The sequence below is a fragment of the Mycobacterium sp. E2238 genome, assembly GCF_001672665.1.
Classification (GTDB): Bacteria; Actinomycetota; Actinomycetes; order Mycobacteriales; family Mycobacteriaceae; genus Mycobacterium.
Genome location: NZ_LZKF01000069.1, coordinates 15,170 through 36,499, shown reverse-complemented (window position 1 = coordinate 36,499; position 21,330 = coordinate 15,170). Strand labels below are relative to the sequence as shown.

Here is a 21,330-nt window from a genome sequence, read left to right as displayed (position 1 = left end):
CTGCCGAAGCCGAAGCAGATGGGTGGTGTTCCCGCAGCGACCCACGATGCGACTTCGTCGTCGACATCCGTGGTCAGCTCCATGGTCAGCGTCCCGACAAAGGGGCGCTGGCCGCTCCACTTCGCCCATTCGTCGGCCAGCCCGGGAAAGCACACTTTGTCATAGGCCTGGATCTCCAACGCGCCGCGGGCCGTCATCCGTTGCGGCGCGGGACCTTTTGCCTTCGGCAGACCGAATGCGCGGCGCTGCGCGTCCTCGGCCTTCTTGGTCACCCGCCACTGGACCCAGTCCAGCGTGGCCATCGCGGAGCGGACTAGCAGCGCCGGCAGGTTCGGGGCGAGCTGGCCGTTCGGTCGCATCGGGAAATAGTGCATCGTGGCCAACGGGAGCTTGAGATACTCCGCCACGTCCGCCGCGACCCCCGGAAAGCCCGGGCCGGTGAACACGAGATCGGCACCCTCCGACAGCGATGTCAGCGTCGCGCTCATGTCCGCCCAGGACCGGACCAGCATGTCCTGGGCTTCCCGCCACCGCCGTCTAACTTCGGGAAAGTCCCATAACTTGGCGAGGAAATCCGTGTCCCAAAAGCCCTCCTGCTGATCCGGCCCGTAGGCAGTGGCCGTCAATCCGGCCGACTCGACCAGTGGAACCAGGTTGGGCGGGACGGCCATGCACACGTCGTGTCCGCGGCGGACCAGTTCGCACGCAACCGCGGTGGAGGGCTCGACATCGCCGCGCGTTCCGTAGCTTGCCAGAGCGAACTTCACGACATCCCACCTTTCAGTTGCCGTGTAATCAGGCGATGCCGGAGCCATTATGTCTGCACCTCCGACTTGCGGATGGGCATTCGCTGTTGGTTTGAACCGCGGCTCACTGCGGGAGCGTTCAGCCACCACCGCGGACCAGCAAACCGGGGTCTGGCCAGTCGCCTCGCCCGGTGGTTCTCTTGACCAGGACCTTCATCACGGAGACGTATCTGTTCAAGGCATACAAGAGTCCCCTCGATCGTGCAGCCTGCAGCCTCGCCTCGAGATGGTCCTTGTCGGAATTCGCAAGGAGGGTCGCTGGATGGGTGAGGGGCAGGCTCAACTCCTCGGCGCGCAGCGAAGCCTGCGAAGAATAAACCCTATTCCACGTCGTGTGCGTCGCCTCCGCATGGAAGCCAATATTCTGTACCAGGTTTCGGGCAGGATGGGCGCAAAGGCCTGAGTTGGCCCATATGCTGTAGAACCACTGGTAGGCCCAAGTATTGATTTTCCCGTCGTAAACATGTTGCAGGGTCGCCTCTCGGTAATAACGCTCGACGGGCGTCTGGAAGTATTGGTCGAAAAGTCTTCTATCTCTTATCTCTGGCCAGTGTGTCATGTTGAGGTCGTACTTCGTCCAGGCTCGCCTCCAGGTAGCCCAGCCCCAGACGTGCGGATACCTTGAGAAGTAGTAGCTATCCGCCGTCTCGGACTGCCCGAAAAGGTGATTGCGCCCGGTGATCATCATGACCCGCTCGTCACTCTCATAGCGATCGAGGAGGTTAACGCAGTAGGGGAAGAATGAGTCAGACGGCAAGCAGTCGTCCTCGAGAATTATCGCTTTGTCGACCAGTCCGAATGCCCACGTTATGCCTGAGGAGATGCGAAGTCGGCAGCCCAGGTTGGTCTCCGAGAAGTCGGTCTGCACTTCGCAGTCCCAATCAACTTCGTCGATAATCGCGCGCGTCTCCGCGCACCTTTCGGCCTCCCCGGGTCTGTTCGTGCGAGGCCCGTCCGCGATCACTAAAAGCTTCCTAGGCTTTGCGGCTCTGATTTTCTCGAAGACTTGCCGGGTGGTGTCCGGCCGGTTGAAGATGATGAAGATGACTGGGGCGCAATCCACTTCGCTGATCACTTGATGCAGTCAACCACTAGGGACATTGGCCTAAAGGGATGGGATACCCTCTCGTCATTATCCGGAGTTCTCTTCACGAAGCCTTTCGAGTAGTCGATGGGTTTCGTATGGGGAGTTCCGTTTTCATCATAGTAGTGAAGGAACTCGACGGAAGAAAATTTTGCATCTTTTAGGAGTTGAGAAGCGGTCTCAAATTTCGGGAACCAAACATGACCGCCACGCACGACTTTTTTCTTGCCAAAAATTGGAGGCCGGCGCTTGTATTCCCCGCCTCCGGATGGGTCAAACAGGATGTTGCCCGCTCGGTCCTTAACCGATCTATCGTATAGAACGTCACACCGGTAATCTGGAAGCGATAACCTGAAGAGCCCTCCCTTCTTAAGGATTCTGTATATCTCAGAAATTGTGGCGGGTAGTTTAACGTACTCTACATGCTCGAAAACATCTTCGGACTGGTAAGTATCGACGGATTTCTCGGGTATCGGCAGCGGCTTTGAAACATCGTGGCGAATGTGCCACTCGTCATCTTGGCTCAAGGATAGTCCCACTTGACGTCGGGTGCGGTACTCCGGCATGTCGGGCAGATCGCCGGCATACAAGTTGACAACCGAAAGCGACGACAGTTCGCTGAACCTCATGTGCTGATTCCCCTAAATCCGACCCATGCCGTAGTACTCAAAACCCTCGTCCCGCATGCGCTCAGGGTCGTAGATGTTTCGGCCATCGAACACAACGTGTCCGCGCATCGCCGATTTGACGCGTTGCCAAGACGGCCGCTGGAACTGTTTCCACTCCGTGAGCAAGAGCAACGCGTCGGCGCCCGCGACCGCGTCGTACATGTTCCCGGCATACTCGATCGACTCCCCGAGCGCCTTTCTCGCCTTGGCGGCTCCTTCGGGATCAAACGCCCGCACTTGTGCCCCGAGCTCGACCAGTCTCTTCGCGATGATTAGGGATGGGGCTTCTCGCACGTCGTCGGTCCGTGGCTTGAAGCTGAGTCCCCAGAGCGCGATGCGCAGGCCGTGCAGATTCTGCGCGGGCGACCCGTTCCCAAAACGGGTGACGATCTTGGATACGAGGGCGGCCTTCTGCTCGTTATTGACCTGCTGAACCGCACGCAGCAGACGCATATCCGACCCCAGATCGTCGCCGGTATGTAGAAGGGCCTGAACGTCTTTCGGCAAGCAAGAGCCGCCGTAGCCGATCCCGGGAAATAGGAATTCATAGCCAATGCGCTTGTCGGCCCCGATGGCCTCCCGGACCGCCGAGATATCGGCACCGGCTTTCTCACACAAGTTCGAGATCTCGTTGATGAAGGAAATCTTGGTCGCGAGAAACGAGTTGGCGGCGTACTTCGCCATCTCGGCGCTCCTGATGTCGATGACAATCAGGGGATGAAACGTGCGCAGGAAAGGCTCGTAGAGCTCTCGCATGGTATCGAGGGCCCGCTTCGAGTCGCCGCCGATCACCACGCGGTCGGGTTGCATGAAGTCGGCGACAGCTTTGCCCTGCTTTAAAAATTCGGGGTTGGACACCACATCGAACTCGAGATTGGTCTTCCTGCCAATGATCGCCCGGACTTCGTCGGCAGTGCCGACAGGAACGGTCGACTTGTTGACAACGACCTTGTAGCGGTCCAGATAGCACCCGATGTCATTGGCCGCGGAATAGACGTGGCTGAGGTCGGCAGCGCCGCTCTGGCCCATGGGCGTTGGCACGGCGATGAAGATCACGTCTCCGTGTTCGACTCCGCGCCGCACGTCGGTCGTGAAGTCGATAAGCCCGTTCTCCCGATCCGTTTGAATCAGCTCAGCCAGGCGGGGCTCGTAAATTGGGACCTCTCCCGCCAGTAGCCGGTCTATCTTGGCCTGGTCGATATCGACGCAGACGACGTCGTTGCCGCTGTCCGCGAGGCAGGCGCCTGTGACGAGACCGACGTAGCCGGATCCGATCACCGAAATTTTCAAAACGCCCCCTTCACTGCTCGACGGATCGCCGACCATATTGCCGCAAGCGCATGTAGTGCATGCGCGATTCCTGCGTAGTCGTCGGTGAAAAATGCCAAGGTTCGGTCGCCGAGTGACTTGAACGTGAGCCAAGTCACCGGCTTGACAACCAGCTCGTGCTCCCTGCCGGGAGGGCCGTGACATTCTTCCGGTCGCTCAATTCGGGGGCAGCGGCCGCCGGACCCTCTGGCTGGTAACGCGGCATTTCGGACGGACTGCCGAACCCGCGCCCGAGCGGTCATTGGAAGACACCTGCCTTCACACACTCCCATGTGTGTAGGGAATCCTCACCTGATGCGTCAATTAGCCAGCGATGGTTGCAGATATCGCTGTGCCAATGCGCTGTGCCCGCTTCACTTTCCACACGCTGGCCGCGATCTTTACTGATGACGAAGCGTCTGATAGCGCTCTGCCTGGCGTGTAGCTCTGATCGACTGTGAGCGTTCGTCCGCCCGGTCTCAACCGCCACCTTTGCGAATCTCGCCAGTTGCCGACCCGTCCTTTCATCGAGATGGGGCAGCACGCCGAGGCCCATGACGAGGTCGAGCGTTCCAGCGCCGCTGCTTCCGGCGTATTCCAGCAGGCGACAACGGAATGTCCGTAACATCGTCGTCATGCACAAAACCGTGCCGGTCTACAGAAACACGTTCGCGCGAGAACTCTGGTATGGCACGGGGGTTCGCGTCGCCCGGCCTAAAGGGGCTCTGGCGCTACGTCTGGGGACAACGATGCCAGATTACGCCGTCGCTCTGCTGGACGAGCATGAGCCGTTCGGAAATTGGAGTGCGGCTGCGAAGGGAGAGGTTGCGCGGGGCAAGGCCTTTCTGCGCATTTTCAAGCAGAGGATCGCTGCCGGTTCTCTTGGTGCCCGAGTCTCTTGGCTGCGTTTTCTACCCTCAGTCGGCGGAGGCACCACCTGGTTCGACTTTTTCGCCATGCGACTGCCCGCGCTCTGCCCGGGAAGGCCGCTTTCCTCCGTTTCCCGCCAGAAACTCAGCGTTTTGGGCGTGAAAGTCGTCAGCGTGGGACACGGTATGGGCAGCATTCTGCTGGCCGCGTGGAAGCGTCGCCGAGAAGCGGCGTGGTTCCCGCTTCCGGTCGTGTACACGATCAGCGACCTCTTGCCGTTCGAGATCGCCGAGCGGCGCTACGGTCGACCCGTCTACGCGTGGTCCCTTGTCGGGGCGGAGTTCATGTCGCGCCATCTCCGCGTCGCCTGGAGGCGCAGGGTGCTGTGACGATGAATCTATCGCTCGCTTTCAAGTTGCTTTTTAGGCGCTTCTTCTGCGTGAAGCTCGCAAACCTATGCCCCTTTACGTCGGGACGAATCTTCCTTTATCGGCTCATGGGCATTCGAATCGGTACCGACGTCTACATGGGTTTTGACATCGAGCTCGAGACGAATTATCCGGAACTGGTGAGAATTGGCAATCACGTCACTATCTCTCATCGTTGCATCATCAGCGCCCATATGGGCAGCCCTTCGGACACACCTGTAAAACGCTCCTATCCGCTGAGCTCAAAGCCCGTCATCATCGAAGATGGAGCGTGGATTTGCATTGGCGCGATCATCCTGCCTGGAGTCACGATCGGCGAGAACGCTGTGGTCGCGGCAGGAGCGGTGGTGTCGCGAGACGTCCCGGCCAATACCATGGTTGGCGGCGTTCCCGCGCGGTATATTAAGCGCCTCGACTCTGGACCCGCAGAGGCCGCACAATGACTGCCGTCGGAATTATCGGTTCCGGACACACAGCTATTGCCGTCGCGAAGGTGCTTGTGCGGCGCGGCGTTCGTCCCATCATTCTCGACGTAGGAGAAACGCTCGACGCCGACCGACAAGCCGTCGTGACCAGGATGGGCGCGCAGCGGAAGATGGAGTGGAGTGCCGAGGACCTGGCCGTGGTCACACACAACCCCACCATTTCGCAAAAGAAGGTGCTGCGACTCGCGTTCGGGTCCGAATACCCGTACGCCGGCACGCGAGCGACCGCGCCGCTCGACGTGGTCGAGGACGGCCCGAGCCCCTCGATGGCACGCGGTGGTTTCAGCACGATTTGGGGTGCTGCCATGCTGCCCGCCGCGCCTTGTGACCTGAGCGCGTGGCCCTTTCGCGCGCGCGATCTCGATCCGTACTACGAACTCGTCTTGCGAGGCTTGCCGTTCTCCGCGACGAACGACGCGCTGGCTCGCGAGTTCCCTCTCTATCGAGACGACGCTCAGCCGCTCGCCGCGTCCCCCATCATCCGATCTTTTCTGCGGACACTCGACCACTCGCGATTCTTCCAAGGCCGCAAGGATGTGGCCTACGGGCAAGCGCGCATCGCGGTGCGTGCCGAAGACGGTCCAGACGGTCCGGGGTGTGTCTATTGCGGGCGCTGCCTCTCAGGATGTGTCTACGGATCGATCTACTCCGCCGAACAAGACCTGCAGAAGATGATTCGAGCCGGCGAAGTCGACTACCGGTCCGGTCGCACCGTGATGGAATTTTCTGAGCGAGGCAACGAAGTAGAAGTCTTCTGCGAGACCAGCGCAGGCGCCGAACGCGTCGTGGTGAATCGTCTATTCGTGGCTGCCGGCGCGCTCAACTCGACGCGCCTCGTGCTCGAGTCGAAACGACTCTATAACCGTCCTGCGGTAATGAAGACGACGCAAGGCTTCGTTGTCCCGATGGTCAACGTTCGGGGCGCGGCGTATGAGTGGCCAATCGCGAACACCCTTTCGGGAGCTTTCTTCGAGTTCAAACACCCTTCCATTTCAGACAATTGGATTCATGCGCAGATCAGCCCGGCCAATGAGCTCATCTTGGCAAAGCTGGGTTATCGAGCGAATGACGGACTTTTCGATCACGTCCGCAAGCTCGTGCTCCGGCGACTCCTCATCACGCTCTGCAATTTTCATTCGGACCTCGCAGGGTCCTATCTGCTGCGCCTCAGCCCAGGAGCCGCGGGCATGCGAAGCGTTCTTTCGGTGACGACCCGGCCATCGACGGACTTTGCGGACGTCATGAAAAGAGGGTCCCGGCGCCTCACGCGGCTCCTGTCAATGGTTGGGGTCTTCCCTGTCACCCCGTTAATGTACGGCGACCCACTAAAACCGATAGGCTGGCACTTCGGCGGTACGCTTCCCATGATGAAGGCTCCCAGCGACGAAATGCACACAGACCTGCTTGGACGTCCGAAGGGGTGGCAGCAAATCCACGTCGTCGACAGCAGCGTTTTTTCTTCGGTGCCCGCAACGACGGTTGCCTTGCTCGCGATGGCGAACGCGTCTCGAATCGCCCAAACCGCTCCACTCGAAAACTGAGGATTCCGTGGCTATTCCGCGCACCATCGTCTACCACCCTGTGTGGTTCGACGTACGGAACTACTTCGCTTCGTTTCGGAAGCCCGCGGGTGAAGCGGACGACAAGGTCGCGGGGTTCGAACGTGCCTTCGCTCGCCACATGGGCGTGAGCAGCGCGCACGCGTTTCCGTATGCACGAACGGCACTCTACTTCGCTTTGAAGGCGCAGAATTTCGAACCGGGTTCGGAGATCATCATGCCGCCTATCACGATCAAGCCCATGATGGACATCGTGATCAGCCTCGGGCTCAAGCCGGTTTTCGCCGATATCGAGCTCGAAACGCTCTGCTTCGATCCTGACGAACTCAAGAAGGTGATCAATCCCAATACTCGCGCCGTCCTGGTTACCTACCTATTCGGAATGGCCCCCAACGTGGATGCAGTCATGGCCGTGTGCCGCGAGCACGATTTGTTCGTAGTCGAGGACTTCTCACACGCGCTGAACGCCTCGTGGAACGGCAAGAAGCTCGGAACGTTCGGAAATGTCGGCATCTACTCCTGCTCGAAAACCAAGACTCTCGACGCCTACGGCGGCGGGCTGGCAGTCACGAATGATCCGGCGCTCGCTAAATGTCTCGAGGAGGCGCAGGATTCCCTACGTCCGACGCCACCGGCGCGCCTTCGCGCGAAGATCAAGGATGCCCTCATCACGAACGTCGCTACGCGCCGTCCCGTCTTCACGATGGCCGTCGCACCCATCCTGGTGCTGGTCGGAAAATTCAATCCGGAAAAGGCGCAAGCGCTCACGGGAGCGCGACAAAACCTCAAGCCCGATACCGTGCTTCCGGCGGACTACTTCGAGCAATTCACCTCGGTTCAGGCTGAAGTCGGCTTGGCGATGCTGGAGAAGGTTGGAAGAGAAGACAATAAGCGAATCTCGAATGCCGCGGAGCTCCGTCGGTCTTTGATGCAGTTGGGCGAACCCTGTCCGCGAACTGACAATCGGGGACGGAGCGTGTACTGGCAGTTCGTGGTGTTCGCCCACGATGCGGAGCGTTTCCGGACTGCTCTTGCAAGCCGTGGAATCGATACGGGTACGACGAACCTCTCGCTCGTGTGCGGCCTGGGAATCTACCCGGAATACGAAGTGAAGTGTCCCAACGCCGAGCGCGTGAAGAACAACGCCATGTACGTTCCCGTGTACCCCCGGCTCGGCCGTACGGCTCTGAAGCAAGTAATCGACGCAATTCCCGACGCTTTTAACCAGTCGCGGTGATCGGAAACCGTTTACGCAGGGTCAGCCGCGGTAGAGGGGGAAGCAGTGGTCCCAGGCCTGGGTGCTCGCGCCAGCGCGACCAAATGGATGGCGATTCCTACCAACGGACCACATAGCAGCGCGATCACGGTGCGCGTCTCCAGCGGCAACTGCAGCAATAGCAACAACGTCGACGCCACCGTCGCGCCGACCCATCCCAGGGCGTAGGCGCGGTGGAGTGAAGCCGCGACCACGGCGGTTCCGGTGAGCGCCAGTATGGCGATGACTACGGCCGCCGCCGTGAACCAGGCGAGTAACGCTCCGCTGGCGTTGTAATCCGGACCGAAGCCGGCACGCAGCAGCCAGGGGCCGATCACTCCTCCGGTCAGCACCCCGACCCCACCGATCCCACCGATGATCAACGCCGGCGCGATCAACGCGTGAAGCCGTTCGGTCCGCCGGTCGACGAAATGAGCAATGAGGTTGCCTTGCATTGCATTTAGAGGGACCAAAAGCGGAGCTCGGGTCAAGGTGACCGCGAGAATGATCACCCCACCCGTCTCGCCCAATTGGTTCGAGGTCGCCTTAAGCAGTACGGGGAAGCCCATCACCAGTATCGCGCTGGCACCCGCGGCGGTGATTGAATGAGCGGCGCCGCTCAGGAATGTGGCAAGCCCGCCGGGAGTGGAGCGTCGGGCTGCGACGCGAGTAGTGGGCGAGACCATCAACATGAGAAGCCAGGCCCCTGCCCCGGCGGTGGTGGCGGATAAGAACCCGCTTAGGCCCCACCCCATTACGACCGCGCCTACCGCGACAGCTAACCGGATGACGGCGTCAGTCAACATCAGCGCCCCATAATGTGTCCATCGGTCGTAGCCGGCCAGCGCGCCCATCAGGGTCGCTTGCATCCCGAACCCGGCCAACCCGAGGCTGAGAAGGCCTACTGACAGCCAGTTCGCCCCGCCGAACACCAGTGGGCTCCATAGCGGTGAACTGCCCGCAATCACACCGGCTGTAGCGACACCAATCATCGCAGCGGCCAGCAGTGGACGAGTACGGGGGGCCGCGACGGTCGTTGTATATCGCGCTAATCGGACCTCGCGGGTTGTCTCTTGAAGAAGACCGTAGGCGGCGCCAGTTACCACGCCGAGCGCACCCCAGAAGACCCCAAATATGGCAAAACGATCCGGGGACAGGGTGCGGGCCGCGAGACAGAAGACCGCATAAACGCAAATAACCGTCAATACAGTCGACGTGCCGACCCGTGCGACGCTACCCCTTGCTACTGGGCCGACGGAGGTGGCCGCATCTACGCCGTCAGTCATCGTGACGGCACGTTGGCGGTTAGGCCGAAACATCGTTCGTGGGAGCACAGCTACCCCCGGGGAGTCGGATGCCCGAGGCAATGAGCGCCGTCAGCGGGTAACAGATCATTGGCTTGTCATACTGGGCTTGCAGCTTTACGGCTGGCGCCTGCCTTCACAAGCTGCACTCCATTGACCAGTGTGTGTAGGGAGGCCACCCCCAATGTCTCACTGCGCCAGCAATGCTCGTGAAAACTCCCTCCGCCAGTGCGCGGTAGCCTGCTTCATTGCGCACGTGCTGACCCCGATCTTTGCTGATGATGAAGCGTGCGATGGGATTTTGCTTCGGCGCGTAACACGCGTCGAGGGTCAATAGCCGTCCGCCCGGTTTTAATGCAGCCTTCGCCAGCGTCATGAATTGCCGCGCCGTGCCGTCATCGAGGTGGTGGAGCACGCCTATGCCCATGACGAGGTCGAACGGTTCCAGGGTCGCCGCTTCCGCCTGTTCTAGCAGGCGGCAATGGAAAGTCCCTCGCGTGCCGAATTTTGCCTCAGCCGCCGCAATATATTCCGTGCTCATGTCATACCCCGTATACGCCACATCCTCTGGAAGGGAGTCGAGGATTTCTGCCGGGCCGCAGCCAAGATCGAGAATGCGCATGCCCGGGAACGGCCGGATGAGATCGCGGACGATCCACTCGCGTCCACGTTTTGCGCCCATAATCCGCTGGAGCGCCTCATACACGAGTGGATGCGAAAGTACCGCTCGAATTCCCGAGGTCACTTGGGCCATGTCATCGCTTCTTCGTCGCGCGGACATCGATGATGTGTGCGATTGAAGATTCATTGCTCATAAGGTCTTAATCCTTGGGCGTTTTTGGTAGAAGTTCAGCACGGCGCACGCGACCTCCTCCACGTCGTGGTCGGTGAGGTCAAAGTACATCGGCAGTCTTAACAATCGAGCGCTAAGTTCTTCCGTCCTCGGTAAATCCTTTTCTGGTATTCCCAGTGATCTCGCAAACGGAGAGGTATGCAACGGCACATAATGAAAAACGGCGAGGATGCCCGCAGCACGCAGGTGCGCGATTAGCTCCGTGCGCTCCTCAATACCGGCAGTCAGCAGATAGAACATATGGTAATTAGGCGAACAATGCGGCGGTATAACAGGGATTCGAATGAGGCCGCTTTCCACCAGCGGGGTCAGCAGCGTCGTGTAACGGTCAAATATCTCGCCGCGTCGTCGGGTTATCTTTTCTACGTTCTCTATCTGGCCCACTAGGAAGGCGGCGAGCATGTCCGAGGGGAGAAAAGAGGAGCCCAAGTCAACCCAGGTATACTTATCAGTCTGGCCGCGAAGGAATTGGCTGCGGTTAGTACCCTTTTCGCGCAGGATTTCGGCACGCTGCTCCATGGATGGATCGTTGATTACCAGCGCACCACCCTCGCCGCAGGAAAGATTCTTGGTTTCGTGAAAGCTATAGCAGCCCAAGTGTCCAATCGTGCCCAGCCAACGGTTCCTATAACGGGCGTGCACACCCTGGGCCGCATCCTCGACCACCAACAGGCCATGGCTCTCGGCAATACTCATGATCGCGTCCATTTCGCAGGCGACGCCCGCGTAGTGAATTGGGAAGATGGCGCGGGTGCGCGGTGTGATCGCCTGCTCGATCAGTCGCTCATCGATGTTGAGCGTATCGGACCTGATATCTACGAACACCGGCCGGGCGCCCCTCAGGACGAACGCGTTGGCCGTCGAGACGAAAGTGTAAGACGGGACGATCACCTCGTCGCCCGGCTGCAGGTCGCAGAGCAGCGCGGCCATTTCCAGCGCGGCAGTGCCGGATGTGGTCAATAAGACCCGCTTGGCGCCAAAGCGTTCTTCCAGCATGGCCTGGGCGCGCCTGGTGAAAGGCCCGTCACCGCTGGCATGCCCGCCTGCGATCGCCTGGCCGACGTAGGTCAGTTCCGATCCGACGACGGCGGGTTTGTTGAACGGGACGCGGATGGTCATTAGGCAATCCTCGTCGAAACCCCATCCGACGGTGTCGGCAGCCGCAGGGGATACGAATGGTTCAGGAGACGCAGGCCATCAGCGACAACGCGTCGACCGCGCGACCATGAATGATCTGATGAGGGCCACCAGTCTGGGAGGCCAGAACCCAAAGAACGATAAACGATGCGTATGCATTGCGCGCCGACTATGCGGGTCATTCGAATCGCATTACCGCCTCCCATCCACCGACGAGATTCCATCGCGGCGGACGGTTGCGACGGACCAGGGCCTGTTCCAACAAGGCCGGCGCCTTGAGAACATACGCAAGAAACGTCCGTACGGGAGCGCTTGCGAACGTTGTCTCCACTATCGACGGTCGCGACGAGAGCATCTTGCCCTTTATCCCGAAAGTGTCCATGAATTGGTCCCAGAATACGCTGCCCATGTCGTGGACGTGTCCTGGATAGGTGATGTCGAGCGAGCGCATGACGCGTGTAAGTGGTAATACAAATGGAGTACGGGCATACATATAGGCGCCCTTACCTGCACACGCGATGACCTGGCGAATCGCGGTATGGGCGTCAGGTATGTGCTCGAAAATTGCACTGGCAAGGATTAGGCCGTGCCCACCTTCGACTGTTGTCAGGTTCTGATGCGCGGTGATCCGGATACGCGGGTCCTCTACACGTCGCGGCTCGCTGTAGTCGACCACATCAATAGTGATGATCGATGCTGAATTTCCCCGGGATTGGAGCGACTTCGCGATCGCTATCGCTAGTGAGCCGTCACCGCCGCCGAAATCGAGGATGCGCAGCGACTTAGAGCCATAAAGGTCCGGCATCGCATGCAGCGCGTGGCGAGCGAAGCGCTCCGGCTTATCTAGCGTGTGCCGCAGGGCCGCGCCCGAGTAGTATCCAGCATAGTAGTTCGCGAGGACCTCGGGTTTAGGCATATGCGAGGCGGAGGCCGCGCCACATGCTGTGCATTGCAGCATGTCGATATCGGGGTCACGCTGCACGCGGAATACGGGGCGGCGAGGCAGGGATGAATGGCACACGGGACACATTTGGCGCGCGTCTTCGATGTCGGCAGCGCTGACGCGTTGGCCGCGATGGAACCCTGTCGCCTGAACCATCGGCTTCATCCTCCCATCTAGACGTTCGCGAGTGGCCCCGTCAGTTCCCGCAAGCTCTGGACGCGCAGGCAGTCAGCGTATGGCAAAAGATTGCCGCGATCGACCAAAATCGGCGTCAAACCAGCATTCCGCGCACCAACCACGTCTGCGACGTACTCATTACCCACGTACACCACCCGGGAAGCGTCGAGAGCATTGCGCTCGAGAAAGGCCTCAAAACATGCCCGCGCCGGCTTCTCGGCGCCAAGTTGTTCTGAAGATGCGGCGTCAACGATCAAGCGACGTAGTCCGGCGCGCACCAGCACGTGGTCGAGGTGGCGATCCCAGTTGGCTAGGGCATGGACCGGGATGCGCGCTCCGACCGCTGTTAAGGCGCTGGCCGCGTCGTCGTAAGCAATCCAGTGTCGCCTCGTCGCGAATCGCGCCAGCAGCAACGGATGCAGCCGATCGTATGACCGATCTATCCCCAGCGCTGCGCACAGCGATCTGTTGAACCCGGCGTAGAATTCCTCCCTTTTGGCTTTGGTCGTCAGTTCGCTGCTCTTGATCTGGATGGCAAAATTGACGATTTCGTAGGCGCGCGCGACATCGGCCATTGCGATGTCGAGGCCCAATTCAGCCGCGGAATCCCGGAAGATCTCCTCGGACGGCGGATCGAGGCGCAAAAGCGTTCCTGCACAGTCGAAGATGACGGCTTGGCATTCGGCGATCGCAGCTGCCGCGGTCAGCATGGATCAACCCGCAGGTCGCTGCCGCGCCGGTGGACGGTGGCGATTCGTGGGCGGGCGCGTGTTATCGGGTCGCCGCGCCCAAAATGCAGCGCTAGACGGAGCGGATCGTTGCACCCAATCGCGACGCGCATCTCGGTCGATCCAGATAGCCGTGCATTGACCTCGAACACCGACGGTCCTTCGTCGTCCCATCGGAGCTGCGCGTTGACGGCCCCCACGCCGGGAACTCGCTCGCCGAACGTTGAAATGAATTGCCGCATGTCAGGATTGTCCACGACACGGGCACGGACAGTGCGGCCTTGCTCAAGCGTGCGTTCCATGGCGACCGCATCCTGCATGACGCCTTGCGAGTCATAGAGGAAACTAACGGTGAACTCGGGTCCCGCGACATATTGCTGAAAGCAGTAATTCCGCGGCGGCGCAACGATGAATTCTCGCAGTGCAGCGCGACCGGACAAGATCTTAACGCCTTGGCTGCCGTGGCCGCTGCGAGGCTTGGCCACGATCGGCAACGCTAGCTGCTCGGCCGCACCTATCTCGCACGTGTTTGGTGCACGTATCCCGCGGGCCGACAGAAATCGTGTAGTCAGCAGCTTGTCCTCGGCCGCTTCGACCAATTCGTGCGGCGCAAGTACTACGTTGCACTCGGACTGGGCGAGCATTCCACGAGCGGCCGACAGGACCGCGATCTCCGCGTCGATACACGGCAGTAAGACCTCTATCTGATGTCGGGTTAGCGCAGTCCTCAAAGCATCCGGGTAACCGGACTGGGTTATAAGCGGAAGCTGCATGCACTCGTCCACGTCAGTTACCACGTGTGCGCTGGCATCGAGTCCAAGGATCCAGATTGGCTCGGCCCCGGGTGGATTGCGGCGCAGGCCGCTGACCGCACCACGCCCGGCGTCGCCGCTGACGCCGGTGACCGCCACACGCAGGGTCATGAGGCGTCGACAAGATGGTCTGCCAGGCTACGGAACGACGGATGTAGCCGCTTGGCGATCCGATTCAAGAACACTGGCAGTGGCCTTCCTGCGGCGTAGCTCTCATCAATAATTTTGCTAGAGCTGCCGAGCTTGCTGCGAATGAGCTCTGCGAGCGCGGCGAGCTCGTAGGTATCGTCCGAAAAGGCGTTCACGACAGTGGGAATGCGGTCCTCCTCGATCAGTGCAACCGCTAGTTCCGCGACATCGGCAACGTGGATGAAGTTCTGAAAGTAGGGTCGCGGTCCGCGCAGCAGCAAAGGCTCGTTCCGCAAAGCCCTTGCAACGAGCACGGGAAGCAGGGTCGTGCGAACCATTCCGGGTCCGTAGATCGACGAGGCGCGCAGGTGCGTAATCGCGATGCCCGGATTGTCGCGCCCGACCGCATCAAGACTGCGTTCGGCGGCTCGCTTGCTGCCGGCATACGCGCCGTTTCCGTCGGAAGGAGCGTCCTCGCCGATTATCCACCGACCAGTAGCTGGCGGCTGATAAACAGCAACACTCGATAGATTGACGATACGCCTCAGCGATTCAGCTGTGGACAGGGACGCAGCAAGCGTTGCACTGGCTATTGCGTTGTCGCGATCAAACTTGTCGGATCGTGCGGGAATTGCCGCCGCGCAATGGACAACAGCGGCGACATCGAACCGCATCGGGTCCAAGAAGGCCTCCGGATCTGCTAGGTCGGCGACCCAATCAATTTCCGGCCCGGCGCGCCGCGCATGCGTCACTACCTGCGCGCCGCGGGAGCGAAGCAGACCGGTCACATGCCTTCCGACGAAGCCGGAAGCGCCGGTCACCAGGATCGGCTCGATCATGCCCGACATGCGAGACAACGATAAGAGCTAAGGCCCCGACTCATCCTGTTAGCACTGCCCATCCTGAGTGCCGTCGCATGCCACGGTCTCCCTCACGACATAGGTCGGCCGGTCCATAGTGCGGAAGTGCATCCGAGCCAGATACTCGCCCATGATTCCAAGTGCGAAAAGCTGCGCCCCGGAGAAGATCGCGATGATCGAGGCTAGGAATGCGAACCCTGGCACCGCGCTCCCATTGATCAGATAGTTGGCGACAACCACCGCAAGGATAGCGACGCCAAAGAACACTAGGGCGAACCCGATGATGCTGGAGACCTGCAGAGGCAGCGTGCTGAAGCCGGTCATAAGGTCAATGGCGTAGCGAATGAGACGGGTGGCCGAATAGCCACTGGCGCCGACTGAACGTGGCGCATGCTGCACCTTGATCGTGGTGAATCGGGACGTCGCCCAGGTAAGCAGTACATCGATAGAGACGGTGGGACTGCGATAGTCGCAAAATCCGTCCCGCAAGCGGGTGCGGAATGCGCGGAAGGCGCTCACGTTGCGCGCCGACTCGGCGCCCATGGCGCTGGCTAACGCGATCTTCGTCAGGCGGGAGGCAAAATCGCGCAGTAACCCGTGATGCTCGCTCTGGGGAGCGCCATACACGACATCGACATCGGGGTCAAGCGCCGCAAGAAGAAGTGAAATCTCGCTGACCGGATGCTGCAGGTCGTCGTCCATCGTGATTATGACGTCGTAGCGTGCGGCGCGGATGCCGCACAGAAGCGCATTGTGCTGGCCGTAATTGCGGCTCATACGATAGCCGCGTACACGCTGGTCCGCCGCGGCCAGCTCGGTTATGACGGACCATGATTCGTCCCCGCCGCAATCCTCTACGAAGATGATCTCGAACGTTGGAGTGATCTCCGGCAACGTGATGCTCAACTGGCCGTACAACTCACGCAACGTCAGTGCTGCACGGTAAACAGGTATAACAACGCTCACAGCCGGCACGCCGCCTCCGATCGCAGCTTTGCGGTTCTCATAGGTTTTACCAACGTTAGGCGTCCTGCAAATTCACCTAACTCGAGTGTGACGTCATCGAGTACGACCGTCGGCGGGTTGAGCCGATCGTTGTGTAGCACCAAAATTCAGACAATTACGTCGCTCCTTGTGGTGATGATTTGGGGGTCTCCTCGGATATGGATGAGGACACGGTGATGGCAGTATCAGGGGACTCCTCCTGAGCCGGCCCTGGGCCACAGGTGGGGGAGAGAGCCGGCCTGCGGGCGTAGGAGACAATGATCACCGTGCAGGCGATCAGCCATAGGAACGGCGTTACAAACGCCGTAGTGTCCACTACCAAACGGACCGCCGCCTGACCCGGGATAGTAGTGCGGCCAATAGTGCCAAGCGGGATCAGGGCCATAGAGAGGGCCGTTGCGAGGCTCAACCAAATGCTGACTGCTCGGCGCGGGCCACCGTCTTGGGCTGAGAGTTTATCGAATATCCCCGCACCGGCCGGCCCATCGGGGTCTCGGACAATGAGCGCAGCGATCGGCAATGCGAATACTAGGTAGTAAAAGATGACGAGGGGAGGAGCGAGGGTCAAGGTGGCCAACAAAACGATGCCCACCATCACAGGCGGGATGCGCCGTCCCAACGCCACTACGGCGACAACGACAAGGAGCACAACTACGTACCCGAAATACGCTCGCGGCGCAGCGAGGTAGCTGCTCGACATCTTGCCCGTCTGCGCAAGTTGGGCGTAATCCGGCAGCAGCGTGAGCGCCCTGCCAAAAGCCACGTTTCGCATATCCGTGAGGTACAAGCCGCTGCCCGTGATGACGTTATGAATCGACTGGGCGATCGTCCCCGGAAAGTCACGCGGCCACAATAGATAGGCGCCGAACTGGGAGACCGCGACCCCGGCGATGGCGAGACCGCTGACACGCCACTGCCGGGCCGCGAATAAGGCCACCACCAGTGCGGCAAATTGCGGTTTCACCACTGCTGCCAGGACCACCATTATCGCAACGAGGCCCCACCGCTGTCGGCATAACGCCACCAAGAAAACCAGCGCGATCGGTACTAAGAAACCCGCCGAGTTAGCGCGATCGATCACAGCCCACACCGGGATAGCTGCGGTGCTTAACGCCACGAACACCACCACCCGCTCCAAGCCACACGCTCCCCGGGCGGCCCAGACCGCAGGAGAAAGAACCGCGGCCGTTAGTGCGAGCAAATAACCGATCAGTCCAAGCCGTGGTACACCCAGCAACTTCGCGGGAAACCCGAACAAGAGATGCGGCAGCATGCCAGCCGGCGGCCCCGCCGGGAGGAAGGGCGCGTGTGGCGGGAACATTGCATAGGGCTCCCAGGGATTGGGCCTCAGCCCTGCTCCTACGACCATCGCGTAGTCGCCGAAGCAGTGCCGTCCGGTTGTGGTGCCCCAATTGCCGAAGCAGTCCTCGGGGACGGATAAGAGTGAAGTGACGATGTCGACCGAGTAGCACTGCGAGAGCACATATCCAACCACCGCCGAAAACGCAGTGACGAGCAGGATGGCACCAAGGAGGAAGGTGCGTTCTGACTGGCCTATAACCACGGAGAGCCGCTCTCGGATTGCGGTTACCGGGCCGCGCCGGACCCAGGTAGATCGATTCATCTGCGTTCTCCTCGGTTCAGCATGAAATGGTCGCGAGAGCAGGGACGCATCGTCCGCCCACATACAGGCCCAAGCACGATCCGGAGCAACCCTTCAGCGTGGTTCAACATCTGGCGCAGTGAGCATGCGCGAGGTCAGCGAATTGAGTTTCGCGCACAGGACCCTCAAATTCAAGGAAATTGAGCCGGGTAGCATTCGTTTCGTCGAAAGCAGCCTGGAGCGATGACGGTGTACCCGAGGCGACCTGGTAGAGCCGTCGCTCAATACGTGCTTGACCGTGCATCTACTATTGATCGACGCCACCCCGCCGGTGTAGTGCAATGAGGAGTGAGCTGGCCGCTATGATCTTATGCCAGACGTTGGGTAGCACGCATCTACCGACCGCAGCGGGCCTGCGGTGAGAAGAGCGCTCATAACCGGAATCACCGGACAGGACGGCTCGTATCTCGCCCAGCTGCTCTTGAGCAAGGGCTATGAGGTTCACGGGCTCATCCGTCGAGCGTCGACGTTCAACACATCACGGATCGACCATCTCTATATCGATCCGCACCAACCGGATGCGCGACTGTTTCTGCACTACGGTGATCTCACCGACGGCACTCGTTTGGTGACTTTGCTGAGCACCATCGATCCCGATGAGGTGTACAACCTTGCGGCGCAGTCGCATGTGCGAGTGAGTTTCGACGAACCCGTTCATACCGGCGACACCACGGGGATGGGGTCGATCCGGCTGCTCGAAGCCGTTCGACTTTCCCGGGTGCAGTGCCGCTTCTATCAAGCCTCCTCCTCGGAGATGTTCGGCGCGTCACCGCCGCCGCAGAACGAGCAGACACCGTTTTATCCGCGGTCACCGTACGGCGCGGCAAAGGTCTACTCCTACTGGGCGACGCGCAACTATCGCGAAGCCTATGGGCTGTTCGCGGTCAACGGCATCTTGTTCAACCACGAATCGCCCAGGCGCGGCGAAACATTCGTGACCCGAAAAATCACGCGAGCGGTGGCGCGTATCAAGGCCGGCGCCCAGTCAAACGTCTTCATGGGCAACCTTGATGCCATCCGTGACTGGGGTTATGCACCGGAGTATGTCGAGGGCATGTGGCGGATGCTGCAGGCCCCTGAACCAGAAGATTACGTTCTGGCCACAGGGCGCGGCTACACCGTGCGCGAATTCGCTCAAACCGCGTTCGATCATGCCGGGCTCGACTGGCAGGAACATGTGAAGTTCGACGACCGGTATCTGCGCCCTGCAGAAGTGGATTCGCTGGTAGGCGATGCGACAAAGGCCGCTGAATCGTTGGGGTGGAAGGCCTCTGTACACACCGGCGAGCTGGCGCGAATCATGGTCGACGCGGACATCGCCGCGTTGGAGTGCGGCGGCAAGCCGTGGATTGACAAGCCGACCCTGCCCGGTTGGAGCTGAGCAGAAAATGGACGCTTCGATCCGGAGCCTTGATCGCGCATTGCCAATCTATATCGCCGGGCACCGAGGGCTGGTCGGGTCCGCCCTGCAACGCAGATTCCAGGCCGAAGGATTCACCAATCTCCTTGTGCAGTCACGCAACGACCTTGATCTGAGGGATCGCGCCGCGACCTTTGATTTCATTCTGCAGACAAGACCGCGGGTCGTCATCGATGCTGCGGCGCGTGTCGGCGGCATTATGGCGAACAACACCTACCCGGCGGACTTTCTGTCCGAAAACCTGCAGATCCAGGTCAACCTGCTCGACGCTGCCGTGGCCGCGCGAGTGCCGCGACTGCTGTTCCTCGGCTCCTCTTGCATATACCCGAAACTTGCGCCGCAGCCCATCCAGGAGAGCGCGCTGCTTACCGGACCCCTGGAACCCACTAACGACGCCTACGCAATCGCCAAGATTGCAGGCATCGTTCAGGTCCAGGCGGTCCGGCGCCAGTATGGTTTGGCATGGATCTCTGCGATGCCGACCAACCTCTACGGACCTGGCGACAACTTTTCACCTTCAGGCTCGCATCTGTTGCCGGCGCTCATCCGACGCTACGAGGAGGCAAAAGCCAGCGGTGCTGGCGAGGTGACGAATTGGGGCACCGGAACTCCCCGACGTGAGCTACTGCACGTCGACGATCTGGCGAGCGCGTGTCTATACCTTCTCGAACACTTCGACGGGCCGAATCACGTCAACGTCGGCACGGGCGTCGACCACACCATCCGCGAGATCGCCGAGATGGTCGCCGCGACTGTGGGATACACCGGTGAAACGCGCTGGGACGCAACAAAACCCGATGGAACACCGCGAAAACTTTTGGACATTTCAGTGTTGCGCGAGGCGGGATGGCGACCCCGAATCGCTCTGCGGGACGGCATCGAGGCAACGGTGGCGTGGTATCGCGCGAACGCTGGCGCGGCGAGAAGATGATTCGAGCTTGGCGACAGTTGTACGGCGACGCGTGAAGGGATGCCAAGCATGTCAGAGTAACGTGGGCAACCCCGGGGGAGGAGGGCGATACGGCACTAGTAGGCGGTAGTCGTGCCGCCGATCCGGCACGGTGAAGGGCTTCGCTGGAACTGCCACGCCTGGCCGGTTACTGTCACGATATGTCGAGGATCACCCGCAACCTGGTCGAAGCCGTGTTAAACGCGGGCCGCAATAAGAAATCCCTTGAGCCCACACGTCTAGCGGCTGCATACGGCTGGTTCCATGGCGAGAATCTGGTTTCTCCGCCCGCGATCGGGAAGCAACGCCATCTACTCAATACATTGAAGTCGCGCGGGCACCGCATCTTCGTCGAGGCCGGAACTTATAAGGGTGAGACGACCGCATTCCTGATGCCGCACGCGGATCAAGTGATCTCAGTTGAGTTGCATGACGGCCTTTACGCCGCAGCCAAACGACGCTTTGCGAAGTACCCCAACGTCAGCCTCATCCATGGCGACTCGCTGATCGAGATCCCGAAGGTCGTGGCGAACTGTTCGAGCCCACCTCTCGTGTTCCTTGACGGCCACTTTTCCGGAGAGGGCACGGCCACGGGTGAGGAGATGGAACCAGCGGAGTCAACACTCCGACGTTTGGCTGACGTAACCCCCGGAGGCACTACGATCGTGATCGACGACCTGCGACTCTTCGGGTCTGGACTTGCGGGTTTCCCGCAACTCGACGCGATCACGAGCGCGGCGCGCGCGGCCTTTCCTGCCGCAGTGATCCGTGCCGGCCTGGACTCAATCGTCATCGAGGTTCCCTAGAGCGGCGGAAAATAGGCCCTACGCCAGAAAGCGCCCGTGCGGGCCAGACGAAGCAGAAGCGACGACAACGTTGGGCCAACT

General features: G+C 60.4%; 21 protein-coding genes. 7 read left to right on the top strand and 14 right to left on the bottom strand.

Going from position 1 to position 21,330, the window contains the following annotated elements; all coding sequences use genetic code 11:
* The 5 genes from A5711_RS05695 to A5711_RS26750 form a co-directional block, all read right to left on the bottom strand.
* A partial coding sequence (locus A5711_RS05695) for a glycosyltransferase (protein ID WP_197520745.1) occupies nucleotides 1–767 on the bottom strand: 767 nt, incomplete at its 3' end.
* A gap of 118 nt (nucleotides 768–885) precedes the next feature.
* Nucleotides 886–1,881: a methyltransferase type 11 gene (locus A5711_RS05690; protein ID WP_231972081.1), complete on the bottom strand. Its 996-nt coding sequence runs from the start codon at nucleotides 1,879–1,881 to the stop codon at nucleotides 886–888.
* Nucleotides 1,878–2,519 carry a methyltransferase domain-containing protein gene (locus tag A5711_RS26040; RefSeq protein WP_082975657.1) on the bottom strand — a complete coding sequence of 214 codons (642 nt, stop codon included), beginning with the start codon at nucleotides 2,517–2,519 and terminating at the stop codon, nucleotides 1,878–1,880. The genes A5711_RS05690 and A5711_RS26040 overlap by 4 nt, the downstream gene beginning before the upstream one ends.
* Before the next feature lie 12 nt (nucleotides 2,520–2,531).
* Nucleotides 2,532–3,884, bottom strand: coding sequence for a UDP-glucose/GDP-mannose dehydrogenase family protein (locus A5711_RS05685; protein WP_231972080.1), 1,353 nt, complete (start codon nucleotides 3,882–3,884; stop codon nucleotides 2,532–2,534).
* Nucleotides 3,885–4,125: 241 nt separating this feature from the next.
* Nucleotides 4,126–4,503: a hypothetical protein gene (locus A5711_RS26750; RefSeq protein ID WP_156673317.1), complete on the bottom strand. Its 378-nt coding sequence runs from the start codon at nucleotides 4,501–4,503 to the stop codon at nucleotides 4,126–4,128.
* Between A5711_RS26750 and A5711_RS05680 the strand changes: the two genes are divergently transcribed.
* The 4 genes from A5711_RS05680 to A5711_RS05665 are packed head-to-tail and all read left to right on the top strand — an operon-like array spanning nucleotide 4,502 to nucleotide 8,445.
* Entirely contained in the window at nucleotides 4,502–5,125 is a 624-nt protein-coding gene (locus A5711_RS05680; protein ID WP_067944662.1) for a hypothetical protein, read from the top strand. The genes A5711_RS26750 and A5711_RS05680 overlap by 2 nt on opposite strands.
* Nucleotides 5,126–5,127: 2 nt before the next feature.
* Nucleotides 5,128–5,607, top strand: a complete 480-nt coding sequence (locus tag A5711_RS27930; RefSeq protein ID WP_067944661.1) for an acyltransferase — start codon at nucleotides 5,128–5,130, stop codon at nucleotides 5,605–5,607.
* Complete coding sequence (locus A5711_RS05670) at nucleotides 5,604–7,190, top strand: GMC oxidoreductase (protein ID WP_082975656.1); 1,587 nt, start codon at nucleotides 5,604–5,606, stop codon at nucleotides 7,188–7,190. The genes A5711_RS27930 and A5711_RS05670 overlap by 4 nt, the downstream gene beginning before the upstream one ends.
* A 7-nt stretch (nucleotides 7,191–7,197) precedes the next feature.
* Nucleotides 7,198–8,445, top strand: a complete 1,248-nt coding sequence (locus A5711_RS05665; protein ID WP_067944659.1) for a DegT/DnrJ/EryC1/StrS aminotransferase family protein — start codon at nucleotides 7,198–7,200, stop codon at nucleotides 8,443–8,445.
* An 11-nt stretch (nucleotides 8,446–8,456) separates the two neighbouring features.
* On the opposite strand, the gene A5711_RS05660 is transcribed toward A5711_RS05665, so the two are convergent.
* From A5711_RS05660 to A5711_RS05620, 9 genes are all read right to left on the bottom strand, one after another.
* Nucleotides 8,457–9,749 (bottom strand): hypothetical protein, encoded by a 1,293-nt coding sequence (locus A5711_RS05660; RefSeq protein ID WP_067944658.1) that lies wholly within the window; start codon nucleotides 9,747–9,749, stop codon nucleotides 8,457–8,459.
* 154 nt (nucleotides 9,750–9,903) lie between these two features.
* On the bottom strand, nucleotides 9,904–10,521 hold the full coding sequence (locus tag A5711_RS05655; protein ID WP_067944657.1) for a bifunctional 2-polyprenyl-6-hydroxyphenol methylase/3-demethylubiquinol 3-O-methyltransferase UbiG: 618 nt from the start codon (nucleotides 10,519–10,521) through the stop codon (nucleotides 9,904–9,906).
* A 57-nt stretch (nucleotides 10,522–10,578) separates the two neighbouring features.
* Entirely contained in the window at nucleotides 10,579–11,739 is a 1,161-nt protein-coding gene (gene rffA / locus A5711_RS05650) for a dTDP-4-amino-4,6-dideoxygalactose transaminase (protein ID WP_197501019.1), read from the bottom strand.
* A 196-nt stretch (nucleotides 11,740–11,935) separates the two neighbouring features.
* Entirely contained in the window at nucleotides 11,936–12,865 is a 930-nt protein-coding gene (locus A5711_RS05645; protein WP_067944656.1) for a methyltransferase domain-containing protein, read from the bottom strand.
* An 8-nt stretch (nucleotides 12,866–12,873) separates the two neighbouring features.
* On the bottom strand, nucleotides 12,874–13,587 hold the full coding sequence (locus A5711_RS05640; protein WP_067944655.1) for an HAD family hydrolase: 714 nt from the start codon (nucleotides 13,585–13,587) through the stop codon (nucleotides 12,874–12,876).
* Nucleotides 13,581–14,528: an ATP-grasp domain-containing protein gene (locus A5711_RS05635; protein ID WP_067944654.1), complete on the bottom strand. Its 948-nt coding sequence runs from the start codon at nucleotides 14,526–14,528 to the stop codon at nucleotides 13,581–13,583. Before A5711_RS05635 ends, A5711_RS05640 begins: the two co-directional genes overlap by 7 nt.
* Complete coding sequence (locus A5711_RS05630; RefSeq protein WP_067944653.1) at nucleotides 14,525–15,394, bottom strand: NAD(P)-dependent oxidoreductase; 870 nt, start codon at nucleotides 15,392–15,394, stop codon at nucleotides 14,525–14,527. Before A5711_RS05630 ends, A5711_RS05635 begins: the two co-directional genes overlap by 4 nt.
* A 39-nt stretch (nucleotides 15,395–15,433) precedes the next feature.
* Nucleotides 15,434–16,381: a glycosyltransferase family 2 protein gene (locus A5711_RS05625; RefSeq protein ID WP_067944652.1), complete on the bottom strand. Its 948-nt coding sequence runs from the start codon at nucleotides 16,379–16,381 to the stop codon at nucleotides 15,434–15,436.
* A gap of 145 nt (nucleotides 16,382–16,526) precedes the next feature.
* Entirely contained in the window at nucleotides 16,527–18,035 is a 1,509-nt protein-coding gene (locus A5711_RS05620; protein ID WP_067944651.1) for a hypothetical protein, read from the bottom strand.
* Nucleotides 18,036–18,432: 397 nt separating this feature from the next.
* Between A5711_RS05620 and gmd the strand changes: the two genes are divergently transcribed.
* The 3 genes from gmd to A5711_RS05605 all read left to right on the top strand — a co-directional run bounded on the left by gmd (nucleotide 18,433) and on the right by A5711_RS05605 (nucleotide 21,249).
* The gene (gene gmd, locus A5711_RS05615) at nucleotides 18,433–19,455 is read left to right on the top strand and encodes a GDP-mannose 4,6-dehydratase (RefSeq protein ID WP_067944650.1); all 1,023 of its coding nucleotides are present in this window, start codon (nucleotides 18,433–18,435) and stop codon (nucleotides 19,453–19,455) included.
* Nucleotides 19,456–19,462: 7 nt separating this feature from the next.
* Nucleotides 19,463–20,425, top strand: coding sequence for a GDP-L-fucose synthase (locus tag A5711_RS05610; RefSeq protein ID WP_067944649.1), 963 nt, complete (start codon nucleotides 19,463–19,465; stop codon nucleotides 20,423–20,425).
* A 179-nt stretch (nucleotides 20,426–20,604) separates the two neighbouring features.
* On the top strand, nucleotides 20,605–21,249 hold the full coding sequence (locus A5711_RS05605; RefSeq protein WP_067944648.1) for a hypothetical protein: 645 nt from the start codon (nucleotides 20,605–20,607) through the stop codon (nucleotides 21,247–21,249).
* Nucleotides 21,250–21,330: the final 81 nt, after the last annotated feature.

Coding starts and splice junctions, on each gene's coding strand:
- A5711_RS26750 (WP_156673317.1), bottom strand. CDS start 4,503: ATGACGACGATGTTACGGACATTCCGTTGTCGCCTGCTGGAATACGCC.
- A5711_RS05645 (WP_067944656.1), bottom strand. CDS start 12,865: ATGAAGCCGATGGTTCAGGCGACAGGGTTCCATCGCGGCCAACGCGTC.
- A5711_RS05630 (WP_067944653.1), bottom strand. CDS start 15,394: ATGTCGGGCATGATCGAGCCGATCCTGGTGACCGGCGCTTCCGGCTTC.
- A5711_RS05670 (WP_082975656.1), top strand. CDS start 5,604: ATGACTGCCGTCGGAATTATCGGTTCCGGACACACAGCTATTGCCGTC.
- A5711_RS27930 (WP_067944661.1), top strand. CDS start 5,128: ATGAATCTATCGCTCGCTTTCAAGTTGCTTTTTAGGCGCTTCTTCTGC.
- A5711_RS05685 (WP_231972080.1), bottom strand. CDS start 3,884: ATGGTCGGCGATCCGTCGAGCAGTGAAGGGGGCGTTTTGAAAATTTCG.
- A5711_RS05655 (WP_067944657.1), bottom strand. CDS start 10,521: ATGGCCCAAGTGACCTCGGGAATTCGAGCGGTACTTTCGCATCCACTC.
- rffA (WP_197501019.1), bottom strand. CDS start 11,739: ATGACCATCCGCGTCCCGTTCAACAAACCCGCCGTCGTCGGATCGGAA.
- A5711_RS05605 (WP_067944648.1), top strand. CDS start 20,605: ATGTCGAGGATCACCCGCAACCTGGTCGAAGCCGTGTTAAACGCGGGC.
- A5711_RS05640 (WP_067944655.1), bottom strand. CDS start 13,587: ATGCTGACCGCGGCAGCTGCGATCGCCGAATGCCAAGCCGTCATCTTC.
- A5711_RS05620 (WP_067944651.1), bottom strand. CDS start 18,035: ATGAATCGATCTACCTGGGTCCGGCGCGGCCCGGTAACCGCAATCCGA.
- A5711_RS05680 (WP_067944662.1), top strand. CDS start 4,502: ATGCACAAAACCGTGCCGGTCTACAGAAACACGTTCGCGCGAGAACTC.
- A5711_RS26040 (WP_082975657.1), bottom strand. CDS start 2,519: ATGAGGTTCAGCGAACTGTCGTCGCTTTCGGTTGTCAACTTGTATGCC.
- A5711_RS05635 (WP_067944654.1), bottom strand. CDS start 14,528: ATGACCCTGCGTGTGGCGGTCACCGGCGTCAGCGGCGACGCCGGGCGT.
- A5711_RS05660 (WP_067944658.1), bottom strand. CDS start 9,749: ATGACTGACGGCGTAGATGCGGCCACCTCCGTCGGCCCAGTAGCAAGG.
- A5711_RS05610 (WP_067944649.1), top strand. CDS start 19,463: ATGGACGCTTCGATCCGGAGCCTTGATCGCGCATTGCCAATCTATATC.